We start from the raw sequence: 17,070 nt of genomic DNA, 5'->3' as shown, positions 1-17,070 counted from the left end.
TCGTTCAACCGGACCAGAAGGTCCGATCATGCGGTCCGAACGGGTCGTCACATCCCAGAACGCGCCCCGGAAGGGCCGATCGATCAATGTCTCTTCCCGTCTCGGGCAGGATTTACGAGATCGCTCTCACCCACCGTCTCGGACGAAATGGATGATCCATCGGCGAATCACCGACAGATCGTCCAAGTGGTCCGTCTAAGCCTTTCGTTAAGGCTCGGCAAGGGGGTTCCGCGAGGCTCTGATGCCCCGCGCAAAGTCGGATCTAGTCGGGCCCGTAGGCCACTGCGTCCGCTTCCGGGACCGGCCCGGTTCCGGCCATCTTGCGCTCCATCAGCGTGACCCGGTCGTCGAACCCCAACGCAAGCACCGCGGGAACCTCGCCGTCCTTGACGAAGGACAACGCGAATTTTCCGCCGTCTGGCGTCCCGTCGATCCTGTCCCAGTCCGATGCATTGCCGGTATAGGTATAGGATCCCTTCGCCTGCTGCATCGTCCAGAAGAACGGCGTCCCTTCGTAGCGCCCGCCCTGCCCGAGCATGTTGCGCGCGGCAAGCTCGCCCAGTTCCTGCGCGAAACGCCAATGCTCGATCCTTTTAGGGCCCCATGCGGTCGGAACGCATGCAATATCGCCGGCCAGGAACACGTCGGGATGGTCCGGCACGGACAGTGTCGGCTCGACCGAGATGCCGCCATCGTCATCTTTCGTGAACGGCAGCCATTCCGTTCGGGGATCCGCGCCGATCGCAACGATCGCGATGTCGCAATCGACGACCTCACCATTCTCAAGCTCCACGCCGCTGACCCTGGTTTCGCCGCGAAACCTCTCGACGGTTGCGCCGGTCAGCATCGTCACGCCGGCCTCCTTCTGCTCGCTCAGGATACGCGTCCCGAAGGCAGCACCGAATTTCGAGGCGAGCGGCACGTGCTCGCGGATGATCATGGTCACCTCGACACCATCGCGTCGCCCGAGGAAAGTGGCGGCCTCGAGCCCGATGAACCCTCCCCCGACGATCGCAACCCGGCAGGTCCCGCCGTCCTTGCGCGCCGCAATGTCATCGCGAAGCGTATCGGCATCCGTCTTCGTGCGGATGCGGTGAATGCCTTCGAGATCGCCACCCGGCAAACCTGCCTCCCGCGCGCCGGAGCCGGTCGCGACCAGCAGCTTGTCATAGCGGAGGACCTCGGATTGACCTTCGAGGGTGACGGCCCTGTCCCGCGGATCCAGCGCGATGGCCTTGCCCTGACGGATCTCGATATCGAAATCACCGATATTCGAGGGCTTGCGGACGAGCGGGGCATCCGGCGTATCCTCGCTGCCGATATAGGCCTTCGAGAAGCCGGTGCGGTCGAACGGGGAACCACCTTCGTCGGTGACGACGATGATACTGCCCTCAAAGCCCTCCCGACGCAGCGTCTCGGCGGCGCGCCAGCCGGCCGCGCCACTGCCGATGATCACGAACTTGCGATCGTCGTCACCGCGCCGCGCATGCTCAGGCAGCGGATGCGGCTCGACACCCTCGGCGACGGTCACGAAGATCTCACCATCGTCGATACGTACGGGATAGGTGGCGAGCGCCTCGCAGGCCGGCGGCGCGATCAGCTCGCCCGTCGCGAGGCCAAAAGATGCGCGATGGGCAGGGCAGACGATGCGATCGCCGTCGATCGCGCCGTTCTTCAGCGGCACGCCCTTGTGCGGACAGGTCGCCGCCATCGCATGCACATCGTCGCCCTGCCGCACGAGGAGAACCTTCGTTTCCCCGAGTTCCACCTCGGTCGGGTCGTTCTGAGCGAGATCGTCCAGCGCAGCGGCACGGTATTCGGTCATGTCGGTCATCTCCGGGACTGTCTGTTGTTGTTTCGACAACCCCCGATCCGACCGGTCGGGTCCGCATCGCGGCCATTCCGATTCCCGGCAAACGAAAAAGGGGCGCATCCCACCCGGAATGCGCCCCTTTCGAGATCGGTTCGAAACGAACTAGATCATTCGTTGCCGGTCGCCGAAGCCACGTCGACGGTCACGCCGGGCCCCATGGTCGAGCTGATGGCGACCTGCTTCATGTAGGTGCCCTTGGCACCCGCCGGCTTCGCCTTGCCGACGGCATCGACGAAGGCACGCAGGTTCTCGGCCAGTTTCTCGGCGTCGAACGAGGCCTTGCCGATCCCGGCATGGATCACGCCGGCCTTCTCGGCCTTGAACTGGACCTGACCGCCCTTCGCGGCCTCGACCGCTTCCTTGACGTCCATCGTCACCGTGCCGACGCGCGGGTTCGGCATGAGGTTGCGCGGGCCCAGGATCTTGCCCAGGCGACCGACGATCGGCATCATGTCGGGCGTCGCGATGCAGCGGTCGAAGTTGATCTGACCGCCCTGGATCTGCTCCATGAGATCCTCGGCACCGACGATATCGGCTCCGGCGGCCTGCGCCTCCTCGGCCTTGGGACCGCGTGCGAAGACGGCGACACGAACGGTCTTGCCCGTCCCGTTGGGCAGCGTCACGCTGCCGCGCACCATCTGGTCCGCATGGCGCGGATCGACGCCGAGGTTCATCGCGATCTCGATCGTCTCGTCGAATTTCGAGGTCGCATTGCCCTTCACGAGCGCCACGGCCGCATCGACGGAGAGGTTTTCCTTGCCGGCGACGGCTTCGCGCTGCACCTTCTGCTTTTTGCTGAGCTTTGCCATTACTTCACCTCGATGCCCATGGAGGATGCCGACCCGAGGATGATCTTCATCGCCTGGTCGATATCGGTGGCGTTGAGGTCCTTCATCTTGGCCTCGGCGATCTCGCGGACCTGCTTGACGGTGACCGTGCCGACAGTCTCGCGCGAGGGGGTCTTGGCACCCGATTTCACCTTGGCGGCCTTCTTGAGATAATACGACGCGGGCGGCGTCTTGATCTCCATCGTGAAGGACTTGTCCTGATAGTAGGTGATCACGGTGGGGCACGGCGCGCCCTGCTCCATCTCCTGCGTGCGCGCGTTGAACGCCTTGCAGAATTCCATGATGTTGATGCCGCGCTGACCGAGCGCGGGGCCGACGGGGGGCGACGGGTTCGCCTGGCCCGCAGGCACCTGCAGCTTCATGCTGCCGATCTTCTTCTTGGCCATGACGGCCTCCTTTCATTCGCGACGGGACACTTCCCGTCCTGCACATGGACCATCGGATGAGGGTCCGCTTGCCGTGGTTCGGACGGACCCGAAGGCCGCCCTCCCACGTCGAACGCTCAGATCTCCTTGGAGACCTGAGTGTATTCCAGCTCGACCGGGGTGGCCCGGCCGAAGATCGACACCGACACCTTGAGGCGCTGGTTGTCGTCGTCCACGTCCTCGACCATGCCGTCGAACCCTTCGAACGGACCGTCGGTGACCTTGACGCGCTCGCCCGTCTCGAAGCTGATCTCGATCCGGGGCGTTTCCTCGCCTTCCTGGACGCGGCCGAGGATCGCCTCGACCTCGGCGTCGCGCATGGGCATCGGACGCCCCTGCGGACCGAGGAAGCCGGTCACGCGGTTGATCGAGCTGATGAGGTGATAGCCGTGATCGCTCATTTCCATGTGGACGAGCACGTAGCCCGGCATGAAGCGCCGCTCGGTCGGGACCTTCTTGCCGCGGCGGATCTCGATCACCTCCTCGGTCGGGACCAGGACCTCGTCGATCTCCTCGCCCAGGTTCTTCTCGGCGACTTCGGAGCGGATCTGCTCGGCGATCTTCTTCTCGAAATTCGACAGGACGCTAACCGAATACCATCGCTTTGCCATCTGAATGCTCGCCTCGCCTGTGCGTTAGTTCCGCGGCCCCGAATATGAAATCGGCGCGCCACGTCGATCGAAAGCACGCCGTCAGTCTGGGGGAATCGAACGCCCCTCTAACCGGCGCGGGCCATGGATGCAAGCCTAGCCGAAGAAAGTCAGCGCGGCCTGCAGCCCCTGCCGGATGATGAAATCCACGAAGAAGAAGAACACCGCCGTCAGCGACGCCATGATGAAGACCATGACGGTCGTCAGCAGGACCTCGCGCCGCGTCGGCCAGACGACCTTCGCGATTTCCGCGCGGGCCTGCTGGATGAACTGGAGCGGGTTGGTGCGGCTGGCCATGAACTTCGATCCTCGGGGAATGGGTCGGGGGTGCAGATACGGATTTCGCCGCGTCAGATCAAGGACTCTCGGGGGCCCTGCCGATCAGGCGGCGAGCCCCTTGCTTCCCATGTCGACGAATTTCCGGCGACGATCGTGGCGCAGCGCGTCGCGATCGAGCTTGGAGAGCTCCTCGATCATCCGTCCGATCTCGGCCCCGACCGCATCCATGGCAGCCCGCGCGTCGCGCTGCGCACCGCCGCGCGGCTCGGGGATGATCCGGTCGATGACGCCGAGCTTCTTGAGATCCTGCGCGGTCAACCTGAGCGCCTCGGCCGCCTCGCGCATCTTGTCGGCATCCTTCCACAGGATCGACGCGCAGCCTTCGGGCGAGATCACCGAATAGACCGAATGCTCGAGCATCGCGACGCGATTCGCGGTGGCGAAGGCCACGGCACCGCCCGATCCGCCCTCGCCGATCACCACGCTGACGAGCGGCACGCCGAGCCCGAGGCAGGTCTGCGTCGAACGCGCGATCGCCTCGGACTGGCCACGCTCCTCGGCCCCCTTGCCGGGGAATGCGCCCGGCGTGTCGATCAGAGTCACGACGGGCAGCCCGAAGCGGTCGGCCATCTCCATGAGGCGGATCGCCTTGCGGTAGCCCTCGGGCCGGGCCATGCCGAAGTTCCGCTCCAGCCGCGACTTGGTGTCGTTGCCCTTCTCGTGGCCGATCACCATGACCGGACGACCGTCGAGCCGGGCGAGCCCGCCCATCACGGCCTCGTCGTCGGCGAAGTTCCGGTCGCCGGCGAGCGGGGTGTATTCGGTGAAGAGGGCACGGATGTAATCGACGCAATGCGGCCGGTCGGGGTGCCGCGCGACCTGGCATTTCCGCCAGGGCGTGAGGTTCTTGTAGATGTCGTCGAGCAGCGTGTCCGCCTTCTGGTCGAGCGCGCGGGCCTGCTCCTCCATGTCGGTGCCGTCGTCGCGCCGCGACATGGCGCGCAACTCTCCGGCCTTGCCTTCGATCTCGGCCAGGGATTTCTCGAAATCAAGATAATGTGCCATCTGGGGACGCTCCGTCGATCTCGCGTCTCTATGAACGCGGCGCGCAGGGGATGCAACTCGCGGGGAGGTATCGCCCTCGGCACGGATGTTTCGCGCGCGAAACATTTGGGGCCGCCCCGGGCCCCGAGCTTGACAGGATCGCATGCCTGGCCGATGTGCGATCCGAGCAGGTAAGGAGCCCGTCCCCATGTCGCGCATCGTCTATGTCAACGGAGATTACGTGCCCGAGGAAAGCGCGACGGTTTCCGTCTTCGACCGCGGATTCCTCTTCGCCGACGGCGTCTACGAGGTGACGAGCGTTCTGGACGGGCGCATTCTCGACTTCGAGGGGCATGTCGAACGGCTCGAACGCTCGCTGGGCGAGCTTGGCATGGAGATGCCCGTCCCCGCCGGGGAGCTTCTCGAGATCCATCGCCGGCTCATCGCCGAGAACGATCTGCGCGAGGGTACGATCTATCTGCAGGTGACGCGCGGTGCCGCGGATCGCGATTTCATCTATCCCGCCGCCGGGACCGGGCAGACGCTCGTCCTCTTCACGCAGGCGCGCGCCGATCTCGTCGACAACCCGATGGCAGCCAAGGGGCTCAGCATCATTTCGATCCCGGACGAACGCTGGGGCCGGCGCGACATCAAGACGGTGCAGCTTCTCTACCCGTCGATGGGCAAGATGATGGCCAAGGCCGCCGGGGCGAACGATGCCTGGATGGTCGAGGACGGCCACGTCACCGAAGGCACGTCGAACAACGCCTATATCGTCAAGGACGGAACGATCGTGACCCGTCAGCTCGGGAACGAGATCCTGCACGGCATCACGCGCAAGGCGGTTTTGCGCTTCGCCCGCGAGGCGCAGATGAAGGTCGAGGAGCGGCCCTTCACGATCGAGGAGGCGATGGCGGCCGACGAGGCCTTCGTCACTTCGGCCTCGACCTTCGTTCTTCCGGTGGTGGAGATCGACGGGACGGCCGTCGGCAGCGGCACCCCCGGCCCCGTCGCGACCCGTCTGCGCGAGATCTATCTCGACGAAAGCCGCAAGTCGGCGATCTAGCGTCCGGTCCGCCGGGGGGTGCCCGCGTCGCCGCTGAGATCCGCACGGTAGTAGAGCAGGACCAGCGCCGCGACCAACGCGACGACCCCGGCTTTGGACGCGACCTCCACCCCGAGACCGCCGCCGATGGCGAGCGCGATCGCCGCCACGAGATCGACCAGCAGGACGAGGGACGCCAGGAACAGCGCTCCGTAGGCAAAGATCTTGCGCATGGGCGTTTCGCGGTCGTCGCCGCGCACCCGCCGGTCGAGAATGGCAAAGACGGGCGCAAAGACCACGAGAGCCGCGACGTTCCAGTTCAGTCGCAGATGGTCGCGGGTCTCCAGCGCCCATTCGATCGCCTTGAACGACGCCGAGACCAGATTCGCGACGACCACGACGAGCGCCACGAATGTCAGCCCGTAGAAGAACGCATCGCGGGCCGAGACATAGGGCTGGCGACGCGGAACGGGCGGCGAAAAGTCGATATCGGCATAGGTCGCAAGCGCCCGCTCGACATCCCGCGTTGACCAGCCTGCCTCGACGAGAACGCGGTCGATCTCGTCGCGTGACCGTCCGGCCATCAGGGCGTCACGCACGAAGGTGTCGAGCGCAGGGCCGCGGGCCATCAGCCGGCCTGGTCGGCCTTCTCGGGCGCATCCTTCTGATACATGTCGCGCCACACCTCGTAGGGCATGCCATAGAACGCCTCGCGCGCTTCGGCCTGGCTCATCGCGATATCGCGCTTCTGGGCTTCTTCCATGTACCAGCGGCTGAGGCAGTTGCGGCAGAAGCCCGCCGTCTCCATCAGGTCGACATTCTGGACATCCGTCCGCTCGCTCAGGTGCTGGCGGAGGCGGCGGAAGGCGGCGGCTTCGAGTTCGATGCGGGTCTGCTGATCCATGGTCTTCTCCTTGTTCTTGTCCGCTCACTAGCTGGGTGTCGAACCGCCGCCTTCAACCCCGCCCCCGGTTGCGACCCCCCCGCAAAGCGGTCATAAGCTCGAGGCAAACCTGTCGGACGCTAACGGAGTTTTTCCGATCATGAGACGCCTTCGTAAGATCAAGATCGTCGCGACCCTCGGCCCAGCATCGAGCGATTACAACACGATCCGTGCGCTGTTCGAGGCCGGGGCTGACGTCTTCCGGCTGAACATGAGCCATGGCGAACATTCCGACATCGCGGAACGTCATCGCATCATCCGTCAGATCGAGGAGGATACGGGCCGCCCGATCGCGATCCTCGCCGATCTGCAGGGCCCGAAGCTGCGGGTCGGCACGTTCGCCAATGGCTCCGAGGAGCTTTCCGAGGGCCAGGATTTCCGCCTCGACCTCGACGAGACGCCCGGCGACGCGACGCGCGTGCAACTCCCCCACGAAGAGATCTTCGCCGCACTCGAGGAAGGAGCGACGCTTCTCGTCAACGACGGCAAGATCCGCCTGAAGGTCAAGGATTACGGGGCCGATTACGCCAATTGCACCGTCGCCGTCGGCGGTACGATCTCGAACCGCAAGGGCGTCAACGTGCCCGACGTGGAGCTGCCCCTCGCCGCGCTGAGCGAGAAGGATCGCAAGGATCTCGATTTCGTCTGCGGGCTGGGCGTCGACTGGCTGGCCCTGTCCTTCGTGCAGCGGCCCCGCGACGTCGATGAGGCGCGCGAGCTCGCCCGCGGGCGGGCGGCGGTGCTCTCGAAGATCGAGAAGCCGAGCGCGGTCAAGAATTTCGAGGCGATCCTCGAGGCATCCGACGGGATCATGGTGGCGCGCGGCGATCTCGGCGTCGAGCTTCCAGTGCAGAACGTGCCGCCGATCCAGAAGCGTCTCGTGCGCAAGTGCCGCGCCGCAGCCAAGCCCGTGATCGTCGCGACGCAGATGCTCGAATCGATGATCGAATCGCCCATGCCGACCCGGGCCGAGGTCTCGGACGTGGCGGCGGCGATCTACGAAGGCGCGGACGCCGTGATGCTGAGCGCGGAATCGGCGGCCGGCTCCTATCCGGTCGAAGCGGTCGAGACGATGAACAACGTCGCGATCGAGGTCGAGAACGACCCGACCTACCGCGATATCATCAACGCCAGCCGCGGCGGCGACAAGCAGACCGTGGCCGATGCCATCGTGTCGGCCGCCCGCGAGATCGCCGAGACGACCGACATCACCGCGATCTGCTGCTTCTCGCAATCGGGCACGACCGCCACGCTCGTCGCGCGCGAACGGCCGCATGTGCCGATCATCGCGCTGACCTCGATGCTCGGCACGGCGAGGAGGCTCTGCCTGAGCTGGGGGATGCATTGCGTCCATACCGGCGAGGTGAGCCGCTTCAAGGAAGCGGTGATCAACGCAGCCCGCGCCGCCCGCTCCGAAGGGTTCGCCGACGCGACCGACCAGATCGTCGTGACGGCGGGCGTGCCGTTCGGTCAGTCGGGGACGACGAACATCCTGCGGGTTGCCCCCTGCGAGGAACGGCTGATCTACGCGACCGATCCCGGCTGAGGCTTGCCAAAGAGCGCCCGTCATTCTATAGGGCGCGTTCCGACGGGGTGGCCGGCCGATGCGGCATGCCGAGCTGCCCCTTTCACCGTTTGCGATATCGAGGAGACGGAAATGCCCAAGATGAAGACGAAATCGAGCGCGAAGAAGCGCTTCAAGGTGACAGCCACCGGCAAGGTGGTCGGCGGATACGCCGGCAAGCGGCACGGCATGATCAAGCGCAGCACGAAGTTCATTCGTGACGCGCGCGGAACCCGCGTTCTGAGCGAGCCCGATCAGAAGCTCGCCAAAACCTACATGCCTTACGCCCGCTAAGAGGAGACTGACCCAATGGCACGCGTCAAAGGTGGGACCGTCACCCACGCCCGTCACAAGAAGATCACGAAGGCCGCGAAAGGCTATTACGGCCGTCGCAAGAACGTCTTCAAGACCGCCACGCAGGCCGTCGACAAGGCCAACCAGTATGCGACCCGCGACCGCAAGAACCGCAAGCGCAATTTCCGCGCCCTGTGGATCCAGCGGATCAACGCGGCGGTACGTTTGAACGACGAGACGATGACCTATTCGCGCTTCATCAACGGCCTGTCGCTCGCCGGGATCGAGGTGGACCGCAAGGTTCTCGCCGATCTCGCCGTGCACGAGCCCGAGGCGTTCTCGGCGATCGTCGATCAGGCAAAGGGTGCGCTCGCCGCCTGATCCGATCTACCGATCGACGATATGAGGGGCCGGATGCGGGATACGCATCCGGCCCTTTTTCATGGCCGCCCGCGATCAACCGTTATCGAGACGATCTTCGAGGAAATCGTTGAAGGTCTCCCAGCTCTCGGTCGCCGCACGTTCCTGATAGCGGTCGCCCGGTTCGGTGAACCCGTGCGGCGCACCGGAATAGACCTCGACCGTATAGGTCGCTCCGGCCTCCTCGAGGGTCTGCATCAGTTCATACACACTGCCGAGCGGTTGCGACTCGTCACCGCCGCCATGCATGATCAGGATCGGTGCCGCATCCGGGGAGTAGCTCTGCCCCTCGGGCAGCCCGAGCGACCCGTGGAACGACCCGAAGCCGTCTGCACGGTCCGCGAAATCCGAACGCGCCATCTCGAGCGCGACCCCGCCCCCGAAGCAATACCCCGCGACGACCATGCCATCCGCATCGGATTGCTGTTCCGCCTGGTCGAGCCCGGCCTGCAACAGCATGCGCATCTTCTCGCGGTCCTGGCCCAGTTCGGACGATGCGGCACGGTTCTGCTCCATCGTGCCGGTCGGCGTATCGGCCCCGAACATGTCGACCACGAAGACATCGTAGCCTTCGGCGGCCATCATGTCGGCCTGCTCGCGCTCGAAATCGTCGATGCCGTTCCAGTCGTGGACCAGCACGACCAGCCCGGCCGCCTCGCCGTCATCCGCGGCGGCGAAATAGCCGGTATGCTCGACCCCGTCGACGTCGTACCCGACATCCTCGGCCAGCGCGGGAGCCGCCGTAAGGGCGAGCAGGGATATGGTTGAAAGCGTCTTCATGTGAGGTTCCCTCCAATCAATTGCCGGCAAGGTCGAGCGCGTCGCCCTCGAGGATCTCGCCCGTTCCGGCGCTTTCGCCGCCCTGCATCCATTCGAGCGACGAGCCGTCGATCTCGGCCTGGTAACAGCCGTATTCCGTCTCGGGATAGCAGACGCCCTCCTCGGTGATCTCGTAGGGGCCCGAGCCCGACGCGTCGTGATAGGTCCCGTCCTCGGCGAAGAAACTCGAATAGCCACCGCCGCCCATATCGCCCTGGAACGTATTGCCGACGAGCGCCTGCGTGATCTCGTCGGCCGTCGCGGCGACCGACGGGCCTGCAAGAAGCGCCAGACCGAGCGTCGTGGTGATGAACCGTGCGTACATGTGAATTCTCCCCGTTTTTCCATGTTTGTCGCCTGCCATATAGGGCGACGCCCCCGCGAAGCCCGCCCGATCCGGTGGCCGCGACTTGCCACGCAACGTCGCCCGCGATAGCAACCGCGCCAACGCGCTGACTGGATGGACCGATGGACGAGCTTCGCACGAAATACCTGCCCCTGATCGACGCGGCGCAAGACGAGGCCGCGCTCGAGGAGCTGCGCCTCGCCGCGATCGGCAAGAAGGGCGAGGTGAGCCTCGCCATGCGCTCTCTCGGCAAGATGAGCGCGGAGGAACGGCAGGAAGCCGGGCCCCGGCTCAATGCGCTGAAGGACGAGATCACGTCCGCCATTGCCGCGAAGAAGGCCGCGCTCGCCGATGCGGCGCTCGATGCGCGCCTTTCGGAAGAATGGCTCGACGTGACGCTGCCGGGGCGTGGCGGCGCGCGCGGCGTGGCCGAGGGATCCGTGCATCCGGTAAGCCAGGTCTGGGAGGAATGCACCGCGATCTTCGCCGATATGGGCTTCCGCGTCGCCGAGGGCCCCCAGGTCGAAAGCGATTGGTACAATTTCGATGCGCTGAACATCCCCGACCATCACCCCGCCCGCGGCGAGATGGACACGTTCTACATGCACCGCGCGGACGGCGACGACCGCCCGCCGCACGTCCTTCGCACCCATACGTCGCCCGTTCAGATCCGCTCGATGCAGGAGCATGGCGCACCGCTCCGGATCATCTGCCCCGGCCGCGTCTATCGTGCCGATTTCGACCAGACGCACACGCCCATGTTCCACCAGATCGAGGGGCTCGCCATCGGGCGCGACATCTCGATGGCGAACCTGAAATGGGTGCTCGAGGAGTTCTTCACCGCCTTCTTCGGCACCAAGGTCAAGACCCGCTTCCGGGCCTCGCATTTCCCCTTCACCGAGCCGTCGGCCGAGGTCGACATCCAGTGCAGCTTCGAGGGCGGCACCGTGAAGGTGGGCGAAGGCGACGACTGGCTGGAAGTGCTGGGATCGGGCATGGTCCATCCCGATGTCCTGCGCGCCGGCGGGATCGATCCCGACGAATGGCAGGGCTTTGCCTTCGGCATGGGAATCGACCGGATCGCCATGCTGAAATACGGCATTCCCGACCTGCGCGCGTTCTTCGACAGCGACCTCCGCTGGCTCAGGCATTACGGATTCAACGCATTGCAGGTACCGACGCTCAGGGGCGGGGTCTGACCTTGGCTTGGGGACTTTTCCGGCACGAGAACCGCCAGAAATCGGAACGATCCAAGCGCTTCTACGCGCGGGTCGAAATCGCATATACCTTCATCGATTTCTCCGCGGCGATCCTGTTTCTCGCAGGCTCGATCATGTTCTTCTGGAGCAGCCTCGAGACACCGGCGATCTGGTGTTTCACCGTGGGGTCGGTGGCCTTCGCCGTCAAACCCACGTTGCGCCTCTTCCGCGAAGTGAGGTTGGCCGCGATGGGCGATGACGGGGATATCTCGGCCCGGGAATGACGTCCGCCGCATGACTGCGCGCCGCCCTATCCGAAGGCCCTTCGGACGGTTTCGTGTCGGATCACGGATGTTCCAATAAGAAACCTTAAATTCTTGTATAATTTCAAATCTTGATACCGATCCTGTCGGAACACAGGTCAAGCAGTGCCCGCCGACGCAAACCACGATCCATCCCGGATCGAGACGCCGACGGACCCCGCCATGCGGGTCTTTTGGAAAGGGCAAACCGATGAAACACCATAGAACCTCCGCTGCGATCCTTGCGGCTCTCTTCGCGACGACATCTCTGACCACGGGCATCGCCATGGCAGAGCAGGCCAAGATGCCGCAGACCGAACAATCCCAGACCGCGCAGGCCGGCGATACGCAGCAGACCTCTCAGAGCCAGAGCGACCAGCAACAGCTCAAGATGTCCCAGAATGCATCCTACGCCGTTCGGGACATTCAGATGGCGCGGATCGCCTTGCATCAGGACAGCGCCGATCAGGCAAAGAGCTTGCTGCAGGACGCCAAGTCCAAGCTTGAGGACGCCTCGGGCGATGCAATCACCCCCGACATGCTGAAGAAAGACGCGTCCGGCGGCGGCAAGGTCCAGGGGCTCGACAAGCTCACGGACGCCTCGTACTTCGCCGTGGGCAGCAACACGATGATCTCCGAATCCGTGAGCACTCGCCAGCAGACCGGCACCGACCAGAACGACCAGACGGCCGATGCCTCGTCGACCACGAAGCAGGGCCAGACCGGGTCCGATCAGCAGAAGGCGGATGCCTCGCAATCGACGGGTTCGTCCGAGAAGGGCCGCACGATCTTCCGCGTGGACGAGATCGACATGGTCGAGGTCGCGGCACTGCTGCCTCACGATGCGACGGTCAAGGCGATCGACCAGGCCCTGACCGAGATCGACAACAGCAACCTGCAGCAGGCGGAACAGCAGCTTGCCTCGGTCTCGGACAGCATGGTCTTCGCGACACTGACCGAGCGCGCGACGCCCAGCACGTCGAATGTTGCGCCGACGGATCAGGGCAGCACCCAGTCGCAGTCCAAATCGTAACGCATCGCCATCGCGGAATGCGAAAGGGGCGGCCCGGCCGGGCCGTCCCTTGTCGTACCCGCCCGTGGGTTCCCTTTTCCGGGGTCATCGGATACTTCCCGGCCCAATGGCAAAGAAGGCGTTCCTGCGATGAAATTCACCCTCTCCTGGCTCCGCGACCACCTCGAGACCGATGCGGGCGTCGACGAGATCGCCGAGACGCTGACCGATCTGGGGCTCGAGGTCGAAGAGGTCACGGACCCCGCCGCGCGCCTTTCGGACTTCACGCTCGGATATGTCGAGGCGGCGGAGAAGCATCCCGATGCCGACCGGCTCAGGGTCTGCCGCGTCGCGACCGACGAGGGCGTGAAACAGATCATCTGCGGTGCCCCCAACGCGCGGGAGGGGATCACGGTCGTCGTGGCCAAGCCCGGCACCTATGTCCCGGGCATCGACACGACCATCCAGGTCGGCAAGATCCGCGGCGTCGAAAGCTACGGCATGATGGCCTCCGAGCGCGAGATGGAGCTTTCGGACGAGCATTCGGGCATCATCGAATTGCCGTCGGGCGAGGTTGGCCAGAGGTTCATCGACTGGCTCGCCCAGAACGATCCCACCCGGATCGACCCGATGATCGAAATCGCGATCACGCCCAACCGGCAGGATGCGCTCGGCGTGCGCGGCATCGCCCGCGATCTGGCCGCGCGGGGCCTCGGCACGCTCAGGCCCGCGCCGGAAGCCGAGATCGCAGGCAGCTTCCCCTGCCCCATCGGCGTGTCCATCGACGAGGACGCGCTGCCGCACGCACCGCATTTCACGGGTCGGCTGATCCGCGGCGTCAAGAACGGCCCCTCCCCCGCCTGGCTGCAGGCGCGGCTCAAGGCGATCGGGCTCAGGCCGATCTCGGCGCTGGTCGACATCACCAACTTCTTCACCTTCGACCGCAACCGTCCGCTGCACGTCTTCGATGCGACGCGGGTGACGGGCGATCTGCGCGTGCATCTCGCATCGGGTGGCGAAACCCTCGAGGCGCTCGACGAACGGAGCTACACGTTCCCCGCGGGCAGCGTGGCGATCTCCGACGATAACGGCGTCGAATCGATTGCCGGGATCATGGGCGGCGCGCCATCCGGCGTTGACGAGGAAACGACCGACGTCTTCCTCGAATCGGCCTGGTGGGACCCGGTCGCGATCGCGCGGACGGGTCGTGCGTTGAAGATCATCTCGGACGCCCGGTACCGGTTCGAACGCGGCGTCGATCCCGCCTTCACCCGTCCGGGGCTCGATCTCGCGACGAAGATGATCCTCGATCTCTGCGGCGGCGAGGCCTCGGAGGTCGTCGAGGCCGGCGCGCCCGCGCTGCAGCCGCGTGCCTACCGACTCGATACGGACCGCGTTCAGAGCCTCGTCGGCATGGAAATCGCGCCTGAAACGCAGCGCAAGACACTCGAAGCCCTGGGATTCACCCTCGATGGCGACATGGCCGAGGTTCCGAGCTGGCGTCGCGACGTGCACGGCGAGGCCGATCTCGTCGAGGAGGTCGCGCGCATGGCCTCCCTCACGAAACTCGCCCCCCAGCCCATGCCGCGCGAAAAGCCCGGCGTCCCGGCACCTATTCTGACCCCCGGGCAACGCGCCGAACAGACCGCGCGCCGCACATGCGCCGCGCTCGGCTACAACGAAGTCGTGAGCTATTCCTTCATCGACCGGAATGCCGCGACGCTTTTCGATGGCGGAGACGACGCCGCGATGCTCGAGAACCCGATCTCGTCCGAGATGAGCCATCTGCGCCCCTCGCTGCTTCCGGGCCTGTTGCAGGCGGCGGCCCGCAACATGAAGCGCGGGCAATCCGATCTTGCGCTCTTCGAGGTCGGCACCGCCTTTTCGGGCGGTGAACCGGGCGAACAGGCGGTGGAGATCACCGGTATCCTGACGGGACGCACGGGCCCCAAGGATGTCCACGGCGCATCCCGCGCGATCGACACGTTCGACGCGAAGGCGGATGTGCTGGCCGTCCTCTCGGCACTTGGCGCGCCCGCGAAAACACAGATCCTGCGCGGCGGGGCGGGCTGGTGGCATCCCGGCCGGCACGGCCGCATCTGCCTCGGGCCGAAGAAGACCCTTGGGGTGTTCGGAGAGATCCATCCCAGGATCCTGCGCGAACTCGGCATCCGGGCTGACGTCGTGGCCTTCACGATCTGGCCCGACGAGATTCCGGCCGCCCGCAACCAGGGCCATGCACGATCCCCGCTCGTCCTTGCCGACCTGCAGGCGGTTGAGCGTGACTTCGCCTTCGTGGTGGATGCGGATGTCGAGGCGGCGACGATCCTCAACGCGGCGCAGGGGGCCGACAAGACCCTGATCGAGGACGTTCGCGTCTTCGACCAATTCATCGGCGGCAGCCTTGGCGAGGGCAAGAAATCCCTCGCCATCACGGTCCGCCTGCAGCCACGCGGCGAAACCCTGAAGGAGGCCCAGATCGAAGCGGTCTCGAAGGCGATCGTCGGAAAGGTTGAGAAGGCCACCGGCGGCACGTTGCGCGGCTGATGCGTTTCCTGGGCGTCGCGGCGATCGTCGCCGCGGCAATTCTCTGGGGGACGACCGGAACGGTGCAGGCCCTCCTGCCCGAAACACGCGATCCGCTGGCCGTGGGCGCGCTGCGGCTCGTCATCGGCGCGGCGGCTCTGGCGGCACTCGCTCTTGTCCAGCGGACCGGTCTGCCGCGCGGGTTGCCCCTGCCCGGCCTTCTGCTCGCCGCCGGCGCGATCGCGGGCTACAACCTCCTCTTCTTCCATGCGGTGACGCTGGCCGGTGTCGGGATCGGCACGGCCGTCACCATCGGCAGCGCGCCGATCTGGACCAGTCTCTACGAATTCATGGTGGAGCGGCGCGCGCCCGGTCGGCTGAGGGGGGCGGGACAGGTCCTGTCGATTGCGGGTGTCGCATTGCTGGGCATTGCGGGCGGAGGGGTCGGCTCGGCACCCGGGATCGCGCTCGCGCTGGCTGCGGGGGCCTGCTACGCAAGCTATTCGCTGGCGACCAGCCGGCTGTCCGGCCAGGCACCCTCGACCCTCGTCGCGGCGACGACCTTCGGCCTCGCCGCGATTCTCGCCGCACCCGTCCTTCTGATCTTTCCGCCCGTCTGGCTCGACACCGCGGTGTCGTGGGGGGCAATCGCCTTTCTCGGGATCGGTGCGACGGGACTGTCCTATGCGTTCTACACGTGGGGGCTGGGCCACGTGGCCGCATCGACGGCCGTGACCCTCGCGCTGGCAGAGCCCGTGACGGCATGGTTGTTCGCGACCTGGATCGTGGGCGAGCCCGTCACCTCACGCTCGCTCGCGGGCGTGGGTCTCATCCTTGCGGGTCTTGCCCTCGTGGCGATAGTGCCGCGCGATCAGCGGCAATAGGGCCCGGACCGATAGCTTGCCGTGTCGAAGTGGAAATGGTCGCGGTGAAAGCGGTCGGATTCAGGCCCGAGGACCGTTCCGAAAGGCCCGCAGGCCGCTTCGTGCATCCTGCGCAGAAGCCGTCCCCGCCGCCAGCTGTCCCAGTGGTCGAGAACCGTGATCTCGCTTCCGTCACGCAGCTTGAAGGCCGAGATGTCGATCGCCCGGCCGCGGCCGTGTTCGCTGATCTTGGCCCCGGCCTGATGGTTGCGGGTCCGGCAGGCATAATGCGCAGGCACCTGCAATTCGGCCAGACCGCCGCCGCGCCGCCGGAGCGCGGGCTTCGCACCGCGATCCACCCACGTCCTGAGCGCGCGGGCCGTTCCGCAATCGAGCGTGGCGGGCTGGCTGAGCGTCACGCCTGACACGCTGAAGACGCGCACCGGACGGTCGATCCCGCAGGCAGCGATACGCCCCTCGATCGGCGCGATCGTCTCGCCCAGAATCGTGCGATCGCCGCAGATCGGAACACCCGGAAGGTCGCGGCTCACCCGGTCGCCCCCCGGCAGAAGCGCACAGGCGGCAAGCATGAGGGGCAGGAGAAGTGCGAGCCGCATC

At 65.7% G+C, this 17,070-nt stretch carries 20 protein-coding genes; 9 read left to right on the top strand and 11 right to left on the bottom strand.

What is annotated here, in order from left to right:
* Nucleotides 1-262: 262 nt before the first annotated feature.
* From RVY76_RS01455 to RVY76_RS01430, 6 genes are all read right to left on the bottom strand, one after another.
* The gene (locus RVY76_RS01455) at nt 263-1,834 is read right to left on the bottom strand and encodes an FAD-dependent oxidoreductase (RefSeq protein ID WP_317375324.1); all 1,572 of its coding nucleotides are present in this window, start codon (nt 1,832-1,834) and stop codon (nt 263-265) included.
* Between the two features lie 146 nt (nt 1,835-1,980).
* Complete coding sequence (rplA, locus tag RVY76_RS01450) at nt 1,981-2,682, bottom strand: 50S ribosomal protein L1 (protein ID WP_317375323.1); 702 nt, start codon at nt 2,680-2,682, stop codon at nt 1,981-1,983.
* Nucleotides 2,682-3,107 (bottom strand): 50S ribosomal protein L11, encoded by a 426-nt coding sequence (gene rplK / locus RVY76_RS01445; protein ID WP_317375320.1) that lies wholly within the window; start codon nt 3,105-3,107, stop codon nt 2,682-2,684. Before rplK ends, rplA begins: the two co-directional genes overlap by 1 nt.
* 116 nt (nt 3,108-3,223) lie before the next feature.
* On the bottom strand, nt 3,224-3,757 hold the full coding sequence (gene nusG, locus RVY76_RS01440; protein WP_317375319.1) for a transcription termination/antitermination protein NusG: 534 nt from the start codon (nt 3,755-3,757) through the stop codon (nt 3,224-3,226).
* A gap of 135 nt (nt 3,758-3,892) precedes the next feature.
* Nucleotides 3,893-4,093 carry a preprotein translocase subunit SecE gene (secE, locus tag RVY76_RS01435; protein ID WP_317375318.1) on the bottom strand — a complete coding sequence of 67 codons (201 nt, stop codon included), beginning with the start codon at nt 4,091-4,093 and terminating at the stop codon, nt 3,893-3,895.
* An 84-nt stretch (nt 4,094-4,177) separates the two neighbouring features.
* Nucleotides 4,178-5,140: an acetyl-CoA carboxylase carboxyltransferase subunit alpha gene (locus tag RVY76_RS01430; RefSeq protein ID WP_317375317.1), complete on the bottom strand. Its 963-nt coding sequence runs from the start codon at nt 5,138-5,140 to the stop codon at nt 4,178-4,180.
* A 187-nt stretch (nt 5,141-5,327) separates the two neighbouring features.
* Here RVY76_RS01430 and RVY76_RS01425 point away from each other — a divergent pair, with 187 nt between their 5' ends.
* On the top strand, nt 5,328-6,185 hold the full coding sequence (locus RVY76_RS01425) for a D-amino-acid transaminase (protein ID WP_317375316.1): 858 nt from the start codon (nt 5,328-5,330) through the stop codon (nt 6,183-6,185).
* Here the strand turns inward: RVY76_RS01425 and RVY76_RS01420 are convergent.
* The gene (locus RVY76_RS01420) at nt 6,182-6,793 is read right to left on the bottom strand and encodes a DUF5671 domain-containing protein (RefSeq protein WP_317375314.1); all 612 of its coding nucleotides are present in this window, start codon (nt 6,791-6,793) and stop codon (nt 6,182-6,184) included. The two genes, RVY76_RS01425 and RVY76_RS01420, sit on opposite strands and share 4 nt — an antisense overlap.
* The gene (locus tag RVY76_RS01415) at nt 6,793-7,068 is read right to left on the bottom strand and encodes a DUF1244 domain-containing protein (protein WP_317375313.1); all 276 of its coding nucleotides are present in this window, start codon (nt 7,066-7,068) and stop codon (nt 6,793-6,795) included. The genes RVY76_RS01420 and RVY76_RS01415 overlap by 1 nt, the downstream gene beginning before the upstream one ends.
* A 139-nt stretch (nt 7,069-7,207) precedes the next feature.
* Between RVY76_RS01415 and pyk the strand changes: the two genes are divergently transcribed.
* The 3 genes from pyk (at nt 7,208) to rplT (ending at nt 9,346) form a co-directional block, all read left to right on the top strand.
* The gene (gene pyk, locus RVY76_RS01410; RefSeq protein WP_317375311.1) at nt 7,208-8,653 is read left to right on the top strand and encodes a pyruvate kinase; all 1,446 of its coding nucleotides are present in this window, start codon (nt 7,208-7,210) and stop codon (nt 8,651-8,653) included.
* A 111-nt stretch (nt 8,654-8,764) separates the two neighbouring features.
* Nucleotides 8,765-8,965: a 50S ribosomal protein L35 gene (gene rpmI, locus RVY76_RS01405; protein ID WP_317375310.1), complete on the top strand. Its 201-nt coding sequence runs from the start codon at nt 8,765-8,767 to the stop codon at nt 8,963-8,965.
* A gap of 15 nt (nt 8,966-8,980) precedes the next feature.
* Nucleotides 8,981-9,346: a 50S ribosomal protein L20 gene (rplT, locus tag RVY76_RS01400; protein ID WP_317375309.1), complete on the top strand. Its 366-nt coding sequence runs from the start codon at nt 8,981-8,983 to the stop codon at nt 9,344-9,346.
* Between the two features lie 75 nt (nt 9,347-9,421).
* On the opposite strand, the gene RVY76_RS01395 is transcribed toward rplT, so the two are convergent.
* Nucleotides 9,422-10,165, bottom strand: a complete 744-nt coding sequence (locus RVY76_RS01395; RefSeq protein WP_317375308.1) for a dienelactone hydrolase family protein — start codon at nt 10,163-10,165, stop codon at nt 9,422-9,424.
* 16 nt (nt 10,166-10,181) lie between these two features.
* Entirely contained in the window at nt 10,182-10,529 is a 348-nt protein-coding gene (locus tag RVY76_RS01390) for a hypothetical protein (RefSeq protein ID WP_317375307.1), read from the bottom strand.
* A gap of 143 nt (nt 10,530-10,672) precedes the next feature.
* On the opposite strand from RVY76_RS01390, the gene pheS reads away from it, so the two are divergent.
* The 5 genes from pheS to RVY76_RS01365 all read left to right on the top strand — a co-directional run bounded on the left by pheS (nt 10,673) and on the right by RVY76_RS01365 (nt 16,473).
* Entirely contained in the window at nt 10,673-11,749 is a 1,077-nt protein-coding gene (gene pheS, locus RVY76_RS01385; protein WP_317375306.1) for a phenylalanine--tRNA ligase subunit alpha, read from the top strand.
* A 2-nt stretch (nt 11,750-11,751) separates the two neighbouring features.
* Nucleotides 11,752-12,033 (top strand): YrhK family protein, encoded by a 282-nt coding sequence (locus RVY76_RS01380; RefSeq protein WP_317375305.1) that lies wholly within the window; start codon nt 11,752-11,754, stop codon nt 12,031-12,033.
* A gap of 229 nt (nt 12,034-12,262) precedes the next feature.
* Nucleotides 12,263-13,084, top strand: a complete 822-nt coding sequence (locus RVY76_RS01375; RefSeq protein WP_317375304.1) for a YfdX family protein — start codon at nt 12,263-12,265, stop codon at nt 13,082-13,084.
* A 129-nt stretch (nt 13,085-13,213) separates the two neighbouring features.
* On the top strand, nt 13,214-15,610 hold the full coding sequence (gene pheT, locus RVY76_RS01370) for a phenylalanine--tRNA ligase subunit beta (RefSeq protein ID WP_317375302.1): 2,397 nt from the start codon (nt 13,214-13,216) through the stop codon (nt 15,608-15,610).
* On the top strand, nt 15,610-16,473 hold the full coding sequence (locus tag RVY76_RS01365) for a DMT family transporter (RefSeq protein WP_317375301.1): 864 nt from the start codon (nt 15,610-15,612) through the stop codon (nt 16,471-16,473). The genes pheT and RVY76_RS01365 overlap by 1 nt, the downstream gene beginning before the upstream one ends.
* Here RVY76_RS01365 and RVY76_RS01360 read toward each other — a convergent pair.
* On the bottom strand, nt 16,461-17,069 hold the full coding sequence (locus RVY76_RS01360) for an extensin family protein (RefSeq protein ID WP_317375299.1): 609 nt from the start codon (nt 17,067-17,069) through the stop codon (nt 16,461-16,463). The two genes, RVY76_RS01365 and RVY76_RS01360, sit on opposite strands and share 13 nt — an antisense overlap.
* Nucleotide 17,070 lies beyond the last annotated feature (1 nt).

The organism is Palleronia sp. LCG004, from assembly GCF_032931615.1.
Lineage (GTDB): Bacteria > Pseudomonadota > Alphaproteobacteria > Rhodobacterales > Rhodobacteraceae > Palleronia.
The sequence above is the reverse complement of the archived record's forward strand: the minus strand, read 5'-3'. Positions and strand labels throughout refer to the sequence as shown.

Bases quoted from the DNA above. Each gene is read 5' to 3' on its own strand.
- RVY76_RS01375 (WP_317375304.1), top strand. From the start codon at position 12,263: ATGAAACACCATAGAACCTCCGCTGCGATCCTTGCGGCTCTCTTCGCG.
- pheS (WP_317375306.1), top strand. From the start codon at position 10,673: ATGGACGAGCTTCGCACGAAATACCTGCCCCTGATCGACGCGGCGCAA.
- RVY76_RS01395 (WP_317375308.1), bottom strand. From the start codon at position 10,165: ATGAAGACGCTTTCAACCATATCCCTGCTCGCCCTTACGGCGGCTCCC.
- rplT (WP_317375309.1), top strand. From the start codon at position 8,981: ATGGCACGCGTCAAAGGTGGGACCGTCACCCACGCCCGTCACAAGAAG.
- rpmI (WP_317375310.1), top strand. From the start codon at position 8,765: ATGCCCAAGATGAAGACGAAATCGAGCGCGAAGAAGCGCTTCAAGGTG.
- secE (WP_317375318.1), bottom strand. From the start codon at position 4,093: ATGGCCAGCCGCACCAACCCGCTCCAGTTCATCCAGCAGGCCCGCGCG.
- RVY76_RS01420 (WP_317375314.1), bottom strand. From the start codon at position 6,793: ATGGCCCGCGGCCCTGCGCTCGACACCTTCGTGCGTGACGCCCTGATG.
- RVY76_RS01360 (WP_317375299.1), bottom strand. From the start codon at position 17,069: ATGCGGCTCGCACTTCTCCTGCCCCTCATGCTTGCCGCCTGTGCGCTT.
- RVY76_RS01425 (WP_317375316.1), top strand. From the start codon at position 5,328: ATGTCGCGCATCGTCTATGTCAACGGAGATTACGTGCCCGAGGAAAGC.
- RVY76_RS01365 (WP_317375301.1), top strand. From the start codon at position 15,610: ATGCGTTTCCTGGGCGTCGCGGCGATCGTCGCCGCGGCAATTCTCTGG.
- RVY76_RS01415 (WP_317375313.1), bottom strand. From the start codon at position 7,068: ATGGATCAGCAGACCCGCATCGAACTCGAAGCCGCCGCCTTCCGCCGC.
- RVY76_RS01430 (WP_317375317.1), bottom strand. From the start codon at position 5,140: ATGGCACATTATCTTGATTTCGAGAAATCCCTGGCCGAGATCGAAGGC.
- pyk (WP_317375311.1), top strand. From the start codon at position 7,208: ATGAGACGCCTTCGTAAGATCAAGATCGTCGCGACCCTCGGCCCAGCA.
- rplK (WP_317375320.1), bottom strand. From the start codon at position 3,107: ATGGCCAAGAAGAAGATCGGCAGCATGAAGCTGCAGGTGCCTGCGGGC.
- RVY76_RS01455 (WP_317375324.1), bottom strand. From the start codon at position 1,834: ATGACCGACATGACCGAATACCGTGCCGCTGCGCTGGACGATCTCGCT.
- pheT (WP_317375302.1), top strand. From the start codon at position 13,214: ATGAAATTCACCCTCTCCTGGCTCCGCGACCACCTCGAGACCGATGCG.
- RVY76_RS01390 (WP_317375307.1), bottom strand. From the start codon at position 10,529: ATGTACGCACGGTTCATCACCACGACGCTCGGTCTGGCGCTTCTTGCA.
- nusG (WP_317375319.1), bottom strand. From the start codon at position 3,757: ATGGCAAAGCGATGGTATTCGGTTAGCGTCCTGTCGAATTTCGAGAAG.
- rplA (WP_317375323.1), bottom strand. From the start codon at position 2,682: ATGGCAAAGCTCAGCAAAAAGCAGAAGGTGCAGCGCGAAGCCGTCGCC.